Here is a 17,496-nt window from a genome sequence, read left to right on the forward strand (position 1 = left end):
ACCGGCGCGCATCATGGACACGCGTGCGGGCATGAGCACGATCGACGGCCAGGCTCAAGGTGCGGGGGCACTGCAAGGTGGCGGCACCGCAAGCCTCGCGGTGCTCAATCGAGGTGGCGTGCCGGCGAGCGGTGTGGGTGCGGTCGTGCTCAACGTGACGGTGACTCAGCCGACGTCGTGGGGCTATCTCACGGCATGGCCCTCAGGCTTACCTGTGCCACTCGCATCGAATCTGAACTTCGTGGCCAACCAAACGATCCCGAATCTCGTGATCGCGAAGGTGGGCGCGAATGGACAGGTCGAGTTCTACAATGGCAGCTCTGGCACGACCCACGTTGTAGTCGATGTGATGGGCTGGTTTGCAGAGTAGTAGTCGATCTTCTGCGAGTAGCCAATGAGCGGGTGGAGATGAATCAACCGATCGCTTGCTTTCGCTGTTACGGCCAGAAATTTCCCTGATACCGTAATTATTTTCCCTGCTACCTGCGAGCGGCGGGAAAATCTTTCGGCCCGAAAATGGCGTCAGACCGGGCCTGCAGAGCGATCCGGTGACGGTAGAAGCGTCGTTTTTGCTAGAAATTCCCTGTTAATTTCCCTGTTAACGGGAATTTCGACCGGAGACGAGTTCTAGGTGGATTGCACCCACCACCAACTATACTGATGAGTACAGTAATTGTGCCGTCAGTCCTGAAAAGCCCGCGGTGTCGCGGGTTTTTTCTTTTTCGTTGGTCACGGAGACGAGTTCTAAGAGCATTTTTCACCCGATTTTGCCGTGTCGTCTCTGTTCTCGCATCGCGACGACCAACGAGCAAAAATTTTCGAAAATGCGACCATTCGATGGTTGGTGATTGTGATTCACCTGCGCTCCACCAGTCAGTCGCACATGCGGAGCATTTAGCCGCTTCAAAGCCAGAAAAGCCCGCCCTGTCGCGGGCTTTTCGATTTGCGTTGGTCGTCGGAGACGGAAAGAGGGGCCATTTCCAGCACGAGGGCCGCGTCTTCGTTTTTGCATCAGAACGCCCAACGGGCGTCGGCACGGGGAACAGACCCAGACCTACCACCATGGCGCGGGCTTTCCGTTTCCGTTGGCTGCCGGGACGGAAAGGGAGGGCATTTCTACCGGGGCACACCTCTGTTGCATCCGAGCGACAACGAGCGCAACCGCTCCGTCATTTCTGCTAGCGAAGAGAATGAGTTACATCATTCTGGGTTCTTGAACTTAGCACTTCCGTAACCTCGATGCTTAGAGAGTCGGTGGCTTTGCGCCTTGATGATTTCGAGTGTCAGCGCGTCTTGAACGACCTTCGTGTAGTAGTCGGCTTCGCGGTCGCGAATGTAGAACTCGTAGACTAATCTGCCTTCCGTCTCGGCTCACCAGTCGCCGTTCTTTGCCTCGTTGCCTTAGGGTCACTGCCGCAAAGCGGATGCTCATGTAGCGGGTTCTACACGATGCGGACTCGCATTGACGCTGACAAACTTCGGTATAGTAGTTCTCAGGCACGCCGGCTACTTCGCCGCCCTCCTTGACCGCTTTGCCAGCGGAACCGCCATGCCGAGCTTTATGATCTCCATGACGAACAGCGTTTCGTACCGCTTGACGTTCGGCGCGTCCAGGAAGAGTCGATCGATCGTCGCGCGGCATGCGGGCATGCCCTCTGCGGCTAGGACTACGAGATAGTCCCAGGCGCCGGAAATGTCATAGCACTGCTGGACCTCGGGCACAGAGCGGACACGCTCGCGGAATCCGCTGTGCAGCTTTGCCGACTCGCGTTCAAGTGACACGAGCACACAGGCACGCACGATGCCAGGGAGAACGTCGTCGCTCAGCACGGCCACCTGCCTGGCGATGGCCTGCGAGGACCGAAGGCGCGCGAGGCGCCGATGCACCGCACTCGGTGAAAGGTTGACGCAGTCCCCCAGATAAGACAGCGATCGAGCGGCGTCCTGCTGGAGCAGATCCAGCAGCTTGCGATCGACTTCGTCCAAGGACAATTGGCGCGTCACGCAATATTTTTGCGTGAAAGAGCAAAAACTTTCAACCGCCTCCTGCTCGTCGTCCCTAATCTGCTCGGATAGATCCCGGAGCTAATTCATGAATGAGCCCGTCGTTGTCACCGCTTATCGAACTGTCGCCGCTTCGCGGCCCAGTGTCCGCCCTGCGAGAGACCGCCCCAAGACACTCGCCCTTGCCGCATTGATCGCCGGTGCCTGCGCGATCGCGTTCGCGCCCATCCTCGTGCGGCTCGCGGACACGGGCCCGGTCGCGAGCGCCTTCTGGCGCTGCGCGCTCGCGGTGCCACTGTTGTGGGCGTGGGCCCTCGCCGGTCGCGCAACGGGCGACCCGTCCCGTATGTCGCTGCGGGCGCTCGCGGGCGCGGGTGCCTTCTTCGCTGCCGATCTCGGCTTGTGGCACTTCGCAGTCCTCTTCACTTCGGTGGCGAACGCGACCCTGCTCGGCAACATCTCGCCCATCTTCGTGACGCTCGCGGGCTGGTTGCTCTGGAGGCAGAAGGTGACGAGCACCTACCTCGTCGGCATGGCGGCGGCCATCGGCGGCATGCTCGTGCTCGCGGGGCCCAACTTCGGCTTGCATGGCACGCGGGTGCTCGGCGACGCGCTGGCGGCGCTTACCGGGGTGTTCTACGCGGGCTACATGTTGTCGATCAAGGCGGCACGCGACGCAGGCGCCTCGGCTGCGCGATCGACGGCGACAAGCACGACAGTCACGGCCCTAGTGCTGCTGCCAGTCGCGCTGCTTCAGCCGCACGTATTCTGGCCGGTCTCGGCATCGGGCTGGCTTACGGTGATCGGGCTTGCCGTCGTCGCTCAGGTTCTCGGCCAGGGCCTGATCGCCTACGCCTTCGCGCACCTGCCGGCGCCGCTCTGCTCGGTGATCCTGCTGGTCCAGCCGGTGCTGGCCGCAGTCCTAGCATGGATGCTGTTCGGCGAAGCGATCGCGCCGGCGCAATTCTTTGGAGGAGCAATTGTGCTTGTGGGCGCCTGGCTCTCGAAGAAGGGCAGCTAATACTCTAGGGAGCGATCGCGTGCTAATAGCCATAGACCACAACTTAATCAGGAAGGCTCACGAACATTGCAACCATCATGACTGCAACGCTGTATCGAAAAGCGGCGCCTCCGACCGCGGCGACCATGTCGGCTGATCAAGACCAATGTTCTACTCGTTCAATCTCGAAACACACGGTTCTGACCGCGCAGCTCGATGCAAGTAGTATTTCCTCCGACACATTGCTGCGCAACGATTGCCAACTGCTGCGCGGCAGCGTCCGCGACGTAAACCAGCGCCGCTTTTCGCGCCATTTGTGAGCCTTAAAGTTTGGCGCGAACCGTTACGCCTATCAATCTCGGATCACTCGGCTGCCCGAGGATCAAGCCGGAATTGCCGGTCTGAATCGTGAGAGCAGTGATGTAGTTCCGGTCAAACAGGTTGCGCGCAAATACATCGACCTCCCAGCGGTCGTTGAACCGATAGCCGACGCTCGCGTTGGTGACGGCGTAGCCGGCGATCTTCGTGTAGAGAGAGTTCGTCGTGTCGCTGTTGTAGCCGCTACGCGAGCTCGAGTCGGCATGAATAACGAGTGCGCCGCCGCCGAGCGGCACTTCGTAGTCGAAGCCCAGCGATCCCGCCCATTTCGACAAACCAGCCAGAGGCAGGCCGGTGAGCACGTAGGCGCCCGGCACATTCGGATTGCCGCGAGGATTCGAGGTCTTGTTGGCCAGGTTGGCTGGAGGATTGAGCGGCTGGCAGCCGCCGACGGCGTTCGGGTTCTGCCATTCCAGCGGGCACGGTCCGAGCGGATAGTCAGTGTACTTGCCGTTGGCATAGGCGAGCGATGCGTGCAGCGTGAATCCCTCGAACAGCCGCGCGGCCAAATCCGCCTCGAAGCCTTTTACCTGGACTTCGGGAATGTTGGCCGGATAGGTGCGCAACGCCGCGGTCTCGATGCTGGAGGTGACGTTGGCTTGATAGTTGTCGACTACGGTGCGATAGGCGGCGAGGTTCAGCGTGGCGCGCCCATCCCACCAGGCCGATTTCAGGCCCGCTTCCCAGGTAGTGTTCGTTTCGTCCTTGATCACGGCAGTTGCCAGCGCCGGATTGTTCGAAGCATCCAGCGGCAGGCCGGACATGTTGAGGCCGCCCGACTTGTAGCCGCGCGCGTAGCTCACGTAGCCCATCATGTTGTCGGCGAATTGATACGAAAGATTGCTGCGACCGGACACGTTGCCGCCGTTGTCGGCCGCCGTATAACTTTGCGGACGGAACAGCGAGAGTTTGGCGTTGTCTGCCGGCGTGCCCGGAGTCGTCGCCAGGCCGCCCGACACTGTGGTCGAGTAGGCACCGTTCTTGTCCTCGTAGGTATAGCGCAATCCCAGAGTTGCAGTCAGGCGATCGGTGAAGCGGTAGTTCGCTTCGCCAAAGGCCGCGTAGCTCGAAATCTTGAAATGAGAATCGCCGAACTGACCGTAACCGCCCGCAAGCTTGTCGGGCATGTTCGGGAAGTTCGTAGTGCTGATCAGCCAATAGGCGGCCGCCGGGCCATAGATGCTGATCGGTTTGCCGTTGATCTCCTGGTTGAAGAAGTAGAGACCGCCGACATAGCTGAAGGGTCCGTCGCCGTTCGAGGCAATGCGAACTTCCTGACTGTACTGATCCTGGCGCGACGGAATGCGTTGAACCGTCTGGATGGGGATGCCGGTGTAGTCGCGATCGTTGGCAACATCCCATTTCCAGTAGCGCCAGGCGGTGATCGAGGTCAGAGTCGTCGCGCCGAGATCCCAGTCGACGTTGAGCGATGCGCCGCCGTCCTGTGTGTTGACGTGCAGCGGAGCGTCGATGTCGGTGAGCCGGTCATAGACGTTGCGGCTTGGCGGTGAGTAGGCCGGAAACCCGTGCGCGGGCAAGCCCGCAGAAAGTCCTTCGAATTGCCGCGCCGCGCTGCGCAGGCTCTTGCCGACACGCAGATAGTTCTGCGTGCAACAATCCGAATCGAGATTGGAGACGTCGGCAATCAGACGCACGCTCAGGTTGTCGATCGGATCGAACAACAACTGGCCGCGCAAAGCGTAGTTGTTGAGATCGTTCACGTCCTTGCCCGTAGTGACGTTGTGCAGGACTCCGTCGCGCTCGGTGATCTGCGCGGAAAGACGGCCGGCTATGGAATCGCTCAACGGGCCAGAGACGTTCGCCTTCGCCTGGAAGAAACCGTTCTGTCCGGCGGAAATCTCCCCGCTCGCCTCCGGCACGAAAACCGGTGCGCGGCTGGTGATGTTGATCGCACCTGCGGTCGTATTCTTGCCGAACAGCGTTCCCTGCGGGCCGCGCAGCACCTCGACGCGCTCGATGTCGGTGAAATCGAATGCTGCCGTCGCCGGACGGCCGTGATAGACCCCATCGACATAGAAACCGACACCAGGCTCGATGCCATCGTTCGCCGCGCTGACCGACAGTGTGTTTGATCCAAGACCGCGGATCGTGTACGCCGTATTGCGCGGATTCGCGGAGTTGTAATACAGCGATGGCACTAGCAAGCTGAGTTGCTGAGTATTGACGGTGTCTGAGCGGTCGAGCCACTTGCCACTGACTACCGAAACGGCCATGGGAACCTGTTGCAAGTCCTCCTCGCGCTGGCGCGCAGTGACCGCCACTTTGTCGAGCGTTGTGGCCGCGACCTCGCCCTTCTTGTCATCGATTCCCAAGGATGCGGCCGATTCCTGCGCGACCGCGACAGAGGCGGCAACGCTCGCAATGACGACGACAAACAGAGGTGTCCAGTGCATGAGAATCCCCTTTGAGTGTTGGAAGCAAGTCACACCGTTATAGTTAAATGACTATAACGCAATCGACAAAGATCGGCGCGATCTTACCGTCGAATTCCCGCTTGATCGGTTGGGGTTTTTATCGGGCTGTCATGGCCAGAGGTTGACCAAGTTTGCCGAACTCCTACCAAGGTAAAAATAGCGGCCCAGCGTGCGTTACCCGGGTTTATTGACGATGTAACCTGCGATCTGAGCTCAACTTCAATGCGCTTCCCTGCGCAACGACGCGACATAGCTCACAATTTCACGTGTGATGCCGATAACGTATTTCGCCTCTACGCGAAAAATGCAAAATTTTCGCGAATACACAAAATTTGCGCGTGAATAGCGGCGAATCTTTCGCGAGTGGCGGATAAGCAAATTAAGGTCTGCAAAATCGGAGAAAGCACCGCTTTTTGTCATGCGGGGTGCTGTGCTATACGCCCATCATCAATATAAAAATGCAACACGCATTGCCGAGCCAGGCGCTTCGCAGTCAGGGGAAGGAACAGTGTTCGAAGTACAGATACGCATCTTTGCGAGCGGCAAAGAAGGCCTCATGCTCGAGGTTGGCCGCATCGTGATCGAATCTGGATTCGCTTTGCTACGTCAAAGCCTCAATGAAAGCGACGGCGGCTTTTTGCTCACGCTGACGTTGCGTGGCCCCGAAACCGCCTTGCCCGAATTGGAAGAACGCATCGCCATGCATAGGCTGGTGCGCTCGATCGATTTCAGTGTGTGCGAATCCGCTGTGGAGCCTCCAGAGGAATTCGACTCGACGGTAATCGAGAAGATATTGCCCAAGCTCGCGCAGACCTATCCGCGCATCCTCCCTGACTTGGTCAGCTTCTCACACAGCTTGCCTGCAAATTCACGCGAGTACGCCATGTACCATGTCGGCCGGCGTATCGGCGCATGGGTATACAAGCGCGACTTTGCGCTCGGTGCCCGCCTTGCTCTGGCTGATGCGATGCGCCACGTCGTGCTGCCCGCTGCGAGGCAGCTTGTTTTGGTCGAGCTTGATATCGATGGCGTGCGCATGGCGAACAGTCCCTTCTGTGGCAGCGCGATCGAGCTAGCACAACGACATCGCCGCGGCTGCCATTTCTTCCTGGGATATTTCGAGGGCTTGCTCAACGCTGGCCGAGCCGCGGATCGGCCAGTGAAGGTCGTCGAAACCATCTGTCGCAATTCTGGCGCGAGCCAGTGTGTTTTTGCTATCACCGAATAACGCTCATTCATCAAGGCGGCACATCCGTCACCTGCCGATCGCTTTACTCCAGACCCGACCATAGGAGAATGCCATGTCTGCCATTCACTCCGAGTACAACTACGCGCTCGTCGCGATGTCGTATGTGCTCTCGGCTCTCGGCTCTTACACAGGCCTGCAACTGGCGATGAGCATCCCTTCGGCCCGCACCAACGTACAGCGTTGGTTTTCATTACTCGGCTCGGGTGCTGCTCTTGGCGGCGGCGCGATCTGGGCAATGCACTTCATCGCCATGATCGGCTGCGTAATGGATATGCTGGTGAGCTATGCGCCGGGTCTGACCTTGCTGTCCGCGCTGCTCGCAATTGCGGCGTGCACGCTAGGGCTGGCAATCACGAGCTCAGGAGAATTCTCGTTCGCGCGTCTAACGCTGGGCGGCGTGGTGATGGGCACGGGGGTCGCCATGATGCATTACATGGGTATGGCCGCAATGCTGATGGAAGCGCACTTGGCGTACGACACGACACTCGTTGCTGCCTCCGTGACAGTTGCGGTCGTCGCGTCGATAGCGGCCTTGTGGCTCGCATTCAATGTGCGCGGCTGGTTGCAGATGTTCGCGAGTGCGCTAGTAATGGGGGTAGCGGTGTGTGGGATGCATTACACCGGCATGGCCGCAACGACTTTCGTCCACGACTCGCAGCGTCACGCCGACGTTGCGAGCGGCATGCAAGGCGACAGTCTCGGTTCTACTGTGTTCGTCGTCAGCCTGATCTTGCTCGGCGCAATGTTCGCGATTGGGACCCTGCGCCAGCGCCAACGCCAACAGATCGAGATTTGATCGCGCTGCCGACGGCTATAGACCCATCAGCTCGCGGAAATCCCGGGTATGCGTCCGGCTCACCGGTATGCGAGCAGAATTAGGTTTGTCGAAAACGAGATGCAGTGTGTCACCGTCGCGTTCGACTTCGCGCACGTGATGGAGATTGACGATGTGGCTGCGATGGCAGCGGAAGAACACGGCGGGGTCGAGCCGCTCTTCGAGATCGCTTAGGGACAAGTTGCTCAGATACTTGTCGGTAGCGGTGACGATCCAAGTGTAATGGTCAGCCGATTCCAGCCGCAGCGTATCCTCGACTTCGATCAGCACCAGCCGGTTGGCACGATAGACCGGAATTTTACTTAGTCGGCGCGGCAGAGCCAGCGCATCGTTGTCGTGGATCTTGTCGTCAGCCGATTTCGCGCGTGGTTCGGTGGTGACGTCGGTCAGGTCGTAGTAGACCATGCACGCGCCCGCAATGCCTTCCGTGCCGAAGATCTTCGATACCTTCAGCAGCAACACGCGATCAGGGATGTTGATCATCATCGTCATCGGCGGTGGCGAGCGCACCGGACAGCGATCCACACTGACGGTTTCGCCGCCGTTGAGCAAAAGCGCCAGCTTGTCGCGGCTTTTCGCCGGATGCAGATTCAGCAGATTGATGCCGTGAAGGCGTTCCCTCGGCACGCCGAGAGTCTGTTCGCCAGCCGGAGCAAGCAGCTGCCAGGCGACATCGTTGAATCCGATGACGCGATTCTCGTTGTCGACCCACACCATGCCGAGGTCAAGGCGTTGCAGTAAATACTGTAGCGATTCGTTGCTCATGGGCGAATTCGACGAATGCATCGTGGTTGTTCTTCGGACTGCTGCCCGCGGCCCGATTGCCCCCGGCCACGCAGTAATGCTTTCCGTTCACGAAACCGATATTGCGATCGCTCCATTTCCTCCGCTAATTCTTGCATTGCGGTCGGTCCGCTGCTGGCCATCGCATGGCGTCACCACAAAACAAGATCCAGCCACGGGGAGGATGATAATCCATGAATGCACTTCGTTGCTTTTGCGTCGCATCATTGCTTGCTTGTGCGTTGCCTGCGCATGCCGAGGACGACCACTGGCTTATCAAGGTCGGCGCGCACAACGTCGATCCAAAGTCCAACAACGGCACGCTCGCCAACGGTGCGCTCAAGACTGAAGTCGGCAGTTCAGCGCGGCCGACCGCCACGTTCGAGTACCTGTTCAATCCGAATCTCGGCATTGAGGCCCTCGTTGCGCTACCGCCGTTCGACCATACCGTCAAACTCAACGGCGCTAACGCTGCTTCGGTGCATGAGTTGCCGCCGACCGTGTCGCTGCAATACCACTTCAATCCTAGCGGCAGCGTATCGCCCTACGTCGGCCTCGGCTTGAACTATACGAAGTTCTTCGAAATTAAGGAGCGCGGTCCGCTTGCAGGCACCAAGCTGAGACTTTCCGATTCCGTTGGCATCGGATTGCATGCAGGACTCGACTTCCGCCTGAAAGGCGGCTGGATCGCCGGCATCGACCTGCGCTGGATCAGCATCAGCACCGACGCCAAGGTCAACGGTGCCAAGGTCGGCACCGTGAATATCGATCCGCTCGTCTACGGCGGCTATATCGGTTATCGGTTCTAATGGCCGCAACAAAACCCGGGCGTACGCGCAAAGCGGCAATCGTCGGGCAGACGCTTATTCGAGGCGGCTTGCCCGGCCTGCTCGATGTGCTCGCCGCGTTACACGCACGCGGCGAAAGCGGTGTGCTCGGCATCGTCTTCGCCACACTGGGATCGACGTACCAGAAACCCGGGGCACTTGTCCTGCTCGACGCCGCTGGGTTGCGCTACGGCGTCATCAGCGGCGGCTGTCTGGAGCCCGAACTGGAGGCGCGCGCACAGACGGTGCACACGCGTGGATTGGCGGACACGATCGACTTCGACACGCGCAGCGACGAAGACCTGACCTTCGGCACCGGCACTGGCTGCCGCGGTCGCATCCATTTGGTGTTACTGCCGCAGTCACCGAGTGCGCCGTTTACGCAAGCACTGCGCAAACTCCGCGCGTCGACGTCCACGTTGGCACTGAGCCTCACGATCGAAGGTGACGGCATCGGCAGTGGCAACGCTTCGCTGGACGGAGAAAGCTGGGACTGGGGCCGCGACGGTGATCCCGCCGCGCCGCATGCGTTCGATGAAAGAAGCGTCGTGCGCCTGCGCATCGCCCCGCCGGCGCGCGTGTTGTTGTTTGGCTGCGGGCCGGAGAGCATTCCGCTGCACGAATTCATTCGGCGCTTGGGCTGGCGCTCGACCGTGATCGAACATCGCGGCCGCTGGCTCAAATTCGCGCAGCGTGCTGGCGCTGAAGAAGTCCTGGAATCTGGGCCCGATACGGCAGCGCCAGTCTGGCGGCAACAGCATTTCGACGCCGCCATCGCGATGTGCCACAACTACGCGCTGGACATGAAGCATCTTGCGTATTGTGCCGCATCCGATCTGTCGTACATCGGCCTGCTTGGTCCGGCGGCGCGACGCGACCAGATGCTCCAGGAAATCGGCGCCGACGCCGCCGAGAGACTCAAGTTGCGCCTGCATGCACCGGTTGGTTTGCCGCTCGGTGGTTCTGGCCCGGATGTGCTCGCGTTGTCAATCGCGGCGGAGCTGCAGCAGCATTTCGCGCGTGTGCGTGGAACGCGCTGATGCTCGCTCTCCCCTTGCCGACGTGAACTCATCCACTTCTTTTTCGATAACGCGTCGCTGGCTGTAGCCGTTTGGAACAGACAACCTTGCCCGCCGGATTCCATGCCCTGTGGCCAACGCCAATCGGACTGCACCGCTATGCCGATGCCGCGAGCCTTAATCCGTTGCTCGTACGCGTGTTCGGTGCGCTGCGCGCCACACAATCACACCAGCGCGGACAATCGCCAGGTGCGTTCTTCGCCAGCGACGACGACCTTTTGCATCGCATCAAGCTCGGTGAATGGACGAACTTCGTTAGCTTCGTGACGGCGAGCTTGGGCGAGACGGTGCAGCAGGCCAACCATCTCGCCTGGGAAGGGCGCAATCTCGAACTGCGTATCGGCATCGAAGGTATGTGGTTCCAGTGCAGTCGTGACGGAGCATTCCATGACGTGCACACGCACGGCAACTGCTCGTGGTCGGGTGTCTACATCGTGCAGGCGGACGAGACGGAAAGGCGAGCGCAGCACCCGGTGTATGGCGTCGCCAACGGCGTGACGCGACTGTACGGGCCGCCGTTCGCCACGCTGGGCGGTGCCTTCGTCGACGCAGGTAACGCCTATCTGCAGCCGCCGCACCAGGACGTCGCGCCGGAGCCGGGACAACTCCTGCTCTTTCCCTCGTGGCTCGCCCACCAAGCGATGCCTTACGACGGTGAAGCCGAGCGCATCATCGTCTCTTTCAACGCGAGCGTGCACGCCGCGCAGGGCGACCGCCTGCACGGCTACAGCGCGTACTGATTTTCGACATCGCGGTCGGCGGCGCGACCGCTCATCGTTGGCGCTGCACTAACCGCCGTTCACGAACCAATCCCCGTGTTCGCGAAACGTGTGTTGCAGCCCATCGCCCGCACCAGTTTCCTTGCTCCACAAGCATGCGTCCACAAGCATGCGCCAGACACAGAACCGGGAGGGAGAACGCGATGATTCCACGTCCATTCGAATACCATGCGCCGACATCCGTCGACGATGCGATCAGATTGCTCGGCGACTACGGCGACAGCGCAAAGCTGCTCGCCGGCGGCCATAGCCTGCTGCCGATGATGAAATTGCGCTTCGCTTCTCCCGATCATCTGATCGACCTCAACCGCATTCCCTCACTCAAGTACATCGAGCAGGAAGGCAACGAGATCCGGATAGGTGCGATGACTTGCGAGAACGATCTGATCTGGTCGACTCTGCTCAAGGAAAAGGTGCCACTGATCGTCGAAACCGCCGGCCTGATCTCCGACCCACAGGTGCGCTACAAGGGCACGATTGGCGGGGACATCTCGCACGGTGACCCCGGCTGCGACCATCCAGCGCTGATGCTTTGCCTCGGCGCGTCGTTCGTGTTGCGCGGCCCAAACGGCGAACGCGTCGTGCCGGCCGACGGCTACTTTCTCGGTACCTACTACACGGCGATCGAGCCTAACGAGATCATGACCGAGATCCGCATCCCGATTCCGCCCGCGGGCAGCGGTTGGTGCTATTCCAAGCTCAAGCGCAAGACCGGCGATTTCGCAACTGCCGCAAGCGCTGTCTTGTTGCAGATGAGCGGTGACATTGTCAACAACGTCTCCATCGGCCTGACCAACGTCGCGCCGACCGCGCTCAAGGCCAAGGAGGCCGAGAAAGCCCTGCTCGGCAAGAGGCTCGACGACACCGCGATCGAGGCGGCCGCCCAGGCCGCCATGAAGATTTGCGATCCCGCCGAGGATTTGCGCGGCAGCGTCGAATACAAGACGGCGATGGCAGGCGAGATGACGCGGCGCGCGTTGCGCACAGCCGCTGCGCGCGCAAAGCGCTGAACGACCCGGAGAAATCATGATGGCGAAGAAAACCCTGGTGAACTTCAAGCTCAACGGCAGCGAGGCGTTTGTCGCGGTCGAACCACGCGAACTTCTTATCCACACGCTGCGCGAGAAATGTGCCCATACCGGTCCGCACATCGGCTGCGAGACCACACACTGCGGCGCATGCACGGTCGATTTCAACGGCATCTCGGTCAAGTCGTGCACGTTGCTTACAGTGCAGGCCGATGGCGCCGAGGTCATCACGATCGAAGGCATCGCCGGCAAAGCGAAGACAGGCGAAACCCTGCACGCGCTGCAGGAAGGCTTTACGCAGGAACACGGCCTGCAATGTGGCTTCTGCACACCGGGCATGATCACGCGCGCCTACCGTCTGCTGCAGGAAAACCCTAATCCCACGGACGAGCAAGTGCGCTACTGGATGGCCGGCAACCTGTGCCGCTGCACCGGGTACCAGAACATCGTCAAGGCGATCCAGTACGCGGCGAGGAAACTGCGCGGCGAGCCGGTCGAGACTTCTCACCCGCTGCTTGAAGAGATCAACAAAGAAGCCGCTACGGCCTGAACCCTTCCAGCCTTCACACCGGCCTGCGCCGGAATGACGGATCAAGACAGAGAGAACGATCATGGGACGCGAACCGGATATTGAAAGAATCACCAAGCTGGAAGGCATCGGCTGCGCGCGCAAGCGCCGCGAGGATCCGCGCTTCATTCAGGGCAAGGGCAACTACGTCGACGATGTGAAGATGCCCGGCATGTGCTTCGGGGTGATGGTGCGCAGCCCCTACGCGCACGCGAAGATCAAGAAGATCGACACGAGCAAAGCGACTGCGCTGCCCGGCGTGATCGCGGTCGTGACAGCCGACACGCTCAAGCCCTTCAAGCTGCACTGGATGCCGACATTGGCAGGCGACGTGCAGGCCGTGCTGGCCGACGAGAAGGTCAGCTTCCAGTTCCAGGAGGTCGCGTTCGTCGTCGCCGAGGATCGCTATATCGCGGCCGATGCAGCGGATCTCGTCGAGGTCGAATACGAGGAATTGCCGGTCGTCGTCGACCCGTTCAAGGCGCTGCAGCCCGACTCGCCGGTAATCCGCCCCGATCTCGCCGGCAAGACCAGCGGCGCACACGGTCCGCGCAAGCACCACAACCACATCTTCACGTGGCAGATCGGCGACAAGGACAAGACTGCGCGCGCATTCGACACTGCCGAGGTCACGGTCAAGCAGGACATGCTCTACCAACGCGTGCATCCGTGTCCCTTGGAGACCTGCGGTTGCGTCGCCTCGTTCGACAAGATCAAGGGCGACTTGACTGTCTACATCACCTCGCAGGCGCCCCACGTCGTGCGCACAGTAGTAGGACTGCTGTCGAGCATTCCCGAATCGAAGATTCGCATCATCTCGCCCGATATCGGCGGCGGCTTCGGCAACAAGGTCGGCGTCTATCCAGGCTACGTCTGCGCGATCGCCGCGTCGATCGTGCTCGGCCGACCGGTGAAATGGATCGAGTCGCGCACAGAAAACCTTACCAGCACAGCGTTCGCGCGCGACTACTGGATGACCGGCGAACTCGCTGCTACGAAGGACGGCGTGATCAAGGCGCTGCGCGTACACGTCACCGCCGACCACGGTGCGTTCGATGCCTGCGCGGACCCGACCAAGTGGCCGGCCGGCATGTTCCATGTCTGCACAGGTTCCTACGCGATCCCGAATGCGTTCGTCGAGGTCGACGGCATCTACACCAATAAGTTCCCGGGCGGCGTCGCTTACCGCTGCTCGTTTCGCGTCACCGAGGCGGTCTACCTGATCGAGCGCATGATCGACGTGCTCGCGCAGAAGACCGGCATCGACAAGGCCGAGATCCGCTTCCGCAATTTCGTCAAACAGGAACAATTCCCGTACACGACGCCGCTCGGCCTCGAATATGATTCGGGCAACTACGGCCCTGCACTGCAGAAGGCGCTCGATGCCGTGAACTACAAGGCGTTGCGCGCCGAGCAGGCGGCGCTGCGCGCCGATCCGAAGTCCGAAACACTGATGGGCATCGGCATCGTCACGTTTACCGAAATCGTCGGCGCAGGTCCCTCGAAAATGTGCGACATCCTCGGTGTCGGCATGTTCGACTCATGCGAGATCCGCGTGCATCCGGACGGCTCCGCGATTGCCCGCATGGGCACGATCACGCAGGGCCAGGGCCATCAGACGACCTATGCGCAGATCATCGCGAGCGAGTGCGGCATTCCCGCTTCGGTGATCCATACGGAAGAAGGCGACACATCGACGGCACCCTACGGCCTTGGCACCTACGGTTCACGCTCGACGCCCGTCGCAGGCGCCGCAACTGCGCGCTGCGCGCGGAAGATCCGTGAGAAGGCGCGCCGCATCGCCGCACATCTACTCGAAGTCTCACCGGACGATCTCGAGTTCGACATGGATCGCTTCGTCGTGAAAGGCTCGCCCGAACAGGTCAAGACGATCAAGGAAATTGCCTGGGCAGCCTACAACAACGTGCCGCCGGGCGAGGAAATGGGCCTGGAGGCGGTCGATTACTACGACCCTCCAAACTTCACCTTCCCCTTCGGCTCGTACATCGCCGTCGTCGACATCAACAAATTCAGCGGCGAGACCAAGATTCGCCGGTTCTACGCGCTCGACGACTGCGGCACGCGCATCAACCCGATGATCATCGAGGGTCAGGTGCACGGCGGCCTGACCGAAGGGCTCGCGGTCGCGATGGGCCAGGAATTGCCCTACGACGAGCAGGGCAACGTGCTCGGAGGCACGCTGATGGACTACTTCGTGCCGACGATGGTCGAAACGCCGGTCTGGGAGACCGACTACACCGTCACGCCGAGCCCGCACCATCCGATCGGCGCCAAGGGCGTGGCCGAGTCGCCGCACGTCGGCTCGATCCCGTGCTTCACCGCTGCGGTCGTCGACGCGTTCTCGCACCTCGGCATCACGCACATGAACATGCCGCACAACGCCTACCGCGTGTGGCAGCAATCCCATGCGCTCGGCCTCGACAAACACTGACGCCAAGCAAAGCGCAATTCTCCTTATCTCGATTCTAGGAACCGAATGAAAGTTGATCTGGAAAAGAACTGGCCGATGCCTGGCGACGCCGCCACGACGTGGGCGTTCCTGCAGAATATTGAAGGTGTCGCCAGCTGCATGCCCGGTGCGAAGATCACCGAGAAGACCGACGACACGCATTACAAGGGCACGGTCTCGGTGAAGGTCGGCCCGGCGAGCATGGCATTCAAGGGTAGCATCGTAGTCGCCGTACTTGATGCGACGACACGAACGCTCCACCTGATCGGTAAGGGCTCGGACTCGACCGGCACGTCCGGCGCGACGATGGACCTCGTCGCGACCGTCGAGGACGGCGACGCACCCGGCACGAGCAGCCTTGCCGGCAGGAGCGAAGTGTCGATGAGCGGCAAGGCTGCCGCATTCGGCGGGCGCATGATGGGCACGGTCGCCGACCAGATCTTGAAGCAATTTGCCGACAATTTCGCCGCACAGGTCAAGGCTTTGTCCGATGCACAGAATGCCGCGACCGCCACCGGTGGCACGGCAGCCGTACAGCCCGTCGTCATCACGCCTGCCCCGGCGAAGGAACTCAATGCGCTCGCGTTGTTCTGGGCAATCGTGCGCGACTGGTTCCGCGGCCTGTTCCGCAGCAAGGCTGCCTAGCGGAGACGGCTGTGGAACGCATGCAGGCCGTGATCACGCTGCAAGGCCGCCTGCAACGGCTCGGCTACATCGCCGAGCGCCCGCTCGCGGCGACGCTGTTGCTGATGGACGACCTGAAACGGCCATTGCTGCTCGAAGGCGAGGCCGGCGTGGGCAAGACCGAAATAGCCAAGGTACTCGCACGCCTGCAAGCCACCGACTGCATACGCCTGCAATGCTACGAAGGCCTCGACGTCCACTCGGCGATGTACGAGTGGAACTATCAGCGCCAGCTGCTTGCGATCCGGCTGCTGGAACACGACGAGCGCACGATGCAGGCCAAGGAGCAGGACATTTTCTCCGAGCGCTATCTGCTCAAGCGCCCGCTGCTGGAGTCCATTACTCGCGACAAACCAGTCGTGCTGCTGATCGACGAGATCGACCGCGCCGACGAGGCGTTCGAAGCCTATCTGCTCGAACTACTGTCCGACTTCCAACTGTCGATTCCCGAACTCGGCACGATCACTGCACGCTCGCGCCCCTGGGTCGTGTTGACGAGCAACGGCACGCGCGAATTGTCGGACGCGTTGCGCCGGCGCTGCCTCTATCACTACGTCGACTATCCGAATTTCGAGAAAGAGCTGCTGATCGTTGAGACGCGCCTGCCGGAAGCGCCGGCCAAGCTCGCGCGCCAGCTCGTCGAATTCGTGCAATCGCTACGCGTGCTCGACCTTGAACGCAAGCCTGGCATCGCCGAGACGCTGGACTGGGCCGCAGCCTTGCTGCGCCTCGACGTGAGCGCGCTCGACATGGCGACGCCCGAGGCGGTCCTCGACAGCCTCGGCGCGCTGGTCAAGACGCGCAACGACCGCGCCGCGCTTACGTCCGACGTCGTGCAACGCATGGTGGCCGCATGTTGAACGCGTGCGCACCCGTCGTTCCAACATTGGAGCACGCGCTCGCGGCGCGGTTCACGGGCTTCGTCTCTTTCTTGCGGGAAAACGGATTCCGCCTCGGCCTGGACGATGCCGCTGCGCTGGTCAACCTTGCCAGCCGCATCGGCGTGTTCGATGTCCAGGTTTTGCGCTGGTCGGCGCGCGCGCTGCTGTGCCGGCGCGCTGACGACCGCGATCGCTTCGACGAACTGTTCGACGCTTGGTTCCTCCCTCCGAACCGGCGCCAGTTCGTCGAGAACCGTGGCACGGGCCACGGCGCGCTCGACCGGCGCTCTTTTCCGCCCGGTCCCGGCGGCGACGATAGCGAAGGCATGCCGGTCGCCGCCGCCAACGACGATGACTCGGGCGACGGCCTCACCGACGGCAGCGCGGCGCAACGCCGAGCGAGCGAGGAAGCATCGCTTGCCGAAGCCGACTTCCGCCACCTCAACCGGCCAGACGACATCCGCAAGCTCGACGCGCTCATGCGCGATTTCGCGCG

Annotated in this window: 17 protein-coding genes; 14 read left to right on the forward strand and 3 right to left on the reverse strand. The window is 61.1% G+C overall.

All coding sequences use genetic code 11. From position 1 onward, the window contains the following. The coding region (locus tag VF497_RS16810) for a hypothetical protein (RefSeq protein ID WP_330890856.1) at positions 1-370 on the forward strand (370 nt) is incomplete at its 5' end. A gap of 1,136 nt (positions 371-1,506) precedes the next feature. Here VF497_RS16810 and VF497_RS16815 read toward each other — a convergent pair. After that, positions 1,507-1,986 carry an Lrp/AsnC family transcriptional regulator gene (locus tag VF497_RS16815; RefSeq protein ID WP_330890858.1) on the reverse strand — a complete coding sequence of 160 codons (480 nt, stop codon included), beginning with the start codon at positions 1,984-1,986 and terminating at the stop codon, positions 1,507-1,509. A gap of 106 nt (positions 1,987-2,092) precedes the next feature. On the opposite strand from VF497_RS16815, the gene VF497_RS16820 reads away from it, so the two are divergent. Further along, entirely contained in the window at positions 2,093-3,025 is a 933-nt protein-coding gene (locus VF497_RS16820; RefSeq protein ID WP_330890860.1) for a DMT family transporter, read from the forward strand. A gap of 77 nt (positions 3,026-3,102) precedes the next feature. Further along, the gene (locus VF497_RS16825; protein WP_330890862.1) at positions 3,103-3,324 is read left to right on the forward strand and encodes a hypothetical protein; all 222 of its coding nucleotides are present in this window, start codon (positions 3,103-3,105) and stop codon (positions 3,322-3,324) included. 3 nt (positions 3,325-3,327) lie between these two features. On the opposite strand, the gene VF497_RS16830 is transcribed toward VF497_RS16825, so the two are convergent. Beyond that, positions 3,328-5,796 (reverse strand): TonB-dependent receptor, encoded by a 2,469-nt coding sequence (locus VF497_RS16830; RefSeq protein WP_330890864.1) that lies wholly within the window; start codon positions 5,794-5,796, stop codon positions 3,328-3,330. 529 nt (positions 5,797-6,325) lie between these two features. Here VF497_RS16830 and VF497_RS16835 point away from each other — a divergent pair. Together VF497_RS16835 and VF497_RS16840 are read left to right on the forward strand one after the other, a co-directional pair. Next, on the forward strand, positions 6,326-7,045 hold the full coding sequence (locus tag VF497_RS16835) for a 4-vinyl reductase (RefSeq protein WP_330890866.1): 720 nt from the start codon (positions 6,326-6,328) through the stop codon (positions 7,043-7,045). A gap of 73 nt (positions 7,046-7,118) precedes the next feature. Then, positions 7,119-7,862: an MHYT domain-containing protein gene (locus VF497_RS16840; protein WP_330890868.1), complete on the forward strand. Its 744-nt coding sequence runs from the start codon at positions 7,119-7,121 to the stop codon at positions 7,860-7,862. A gap of 15 nt (positions 7,863-7,877) precedes the next feature. On the opposite strand, the gene VF497_RS16845 is transcribed toward VF497_RS16840, so the two are convergent. Beyond that, positions 7,878-8,666 carry a LytTR family DNA-binding domain-containing protein gene (locus VF497_RS16845; protein WP_330890870.1) on the reverse strand — a complete coding sequence of 263 codons (789 nt, stop codon included), beginning with the start codon at positions 8,664-8,666 and terminating at the stop codon, positions 7,878-7,880. 212 nt (positions 8,667-8,878) lie between these two features. On the opposite strand from VF497_RS16845, the gene VF497_RS16850 reads away from it, so the two are divergent. The 9 genes from VF497_RS16850 to VF497_RS16890 form a co-directional block, all read left to right on the forward strand. Then, entirely contained in the window at positions 8,879-9,493 is a 615-nt protein-coding gene (locus tag VF497_RS16850; RefSeq protein ID WP_330890872.1) for an OmpW/AlkL family protein, read from the forward strand. Between the two features lie 68 nt (positions 9,494-9,561). Continuing rightward, on the forward strand, positions 9,562-10,551 hold the full coding sequence (locus VF497_RS16855; protein ID WP_330890874.1) for an XdhC family protein: 990 nt from the start codon (positions 9,562-9,564) through the stop codon (positions 10,549-10,551). 86 nt (positions 10,552-10,637) lie between these two features. Further along, on the forward strand, positions 10,638-11,330 hold the full coding sequence (locus VF497_RS16860) for a putative 2OG-Fe(II) oxygenase (protein WP_330890876.1): 693 nt from the start codon (positions 10,638-10,640) through the stop codon (positions 11,328-11,330). A 182-nt stretch (positions 11,331-11,512) separates the two neighbouring features. Beyond that, a complete protein-coding gene (locus VF497_RS16865) occupies positions 11,513-12,379 on the forward strand; it encodes a xanthine dehydrogenase family protein subunit M (RefSeq protein ID WP_330890878.1) in 867 nt (288 codons plus the stop codon). A 16-nt stretch (positions 12,380-12,395) separates the two neighbouring features. Continuing rightward, a complete protein-coding gene (locus VF497_RS16870) occupies positions 12,396-12,947 on the forward strand; it encodes a (2Fe-2S)-binding protein (protein WP_330890880.1) in 552 nt (183 codons plus the stop codon). Between the two features lie 61 nt (positions 12,948-13,008). Then, positions 13,009-15,417 carry an aerobic carbon-monoxide dehydrogenase large subunit gene (locus VF497_RS16875; protein ID WP_330890882.1) on the forward strand — a complete coding sequence of 803 codons (2,409 nt, stop codon included), beginning with the start codon at positions 13,009-13,011 and terminating at the stop codon, positions 15,415-15,417. Between the two features lie 45 nt (positions 15,418-15,462). Continuing rightward, on the forward strand, positions 15,463-16,080 hold the full coding sequence (locus tag VF497_RS16880; protein WP_330890884.1) for an SRPBCC family protein: 618 nt from the start codon (positions 15,463-15,465) through the stop codon (positions 16,078-16,080). Positions 16,081-16,100: 20 nt separating this feature from the next. Next, a complete protein-coding gene (locus tag VF497_RS16885) occupies positions 16,101-16,979 on the forward strand; it encodes a MoxR family ATPase (protein WP_330890888.1) in 879 nt (292 codons plus the stop codon). After that, positions 16,973-17,496 (forward strand): hypothetical protein (locus tag VF497_RS16890; RefSeq protein WP_330890886.1); only part of this gene is annotated, 524 nt, incomplete at its 3' end. The genes VF497_RS16885 and VF497_RS16890, both read left to right, overlap by 7 nt.

The sequence above is a fragment of the Rudaea sp. genome, from assembly GCF_036383415.1.
In the GTDB taxonomy this organism is placed as follows: domain Bacteria; phylum Pseudomonadota; class Gammaproteobacteria; order Xanthomonadales; family Rhodanobacteraceae; genus Rudaea.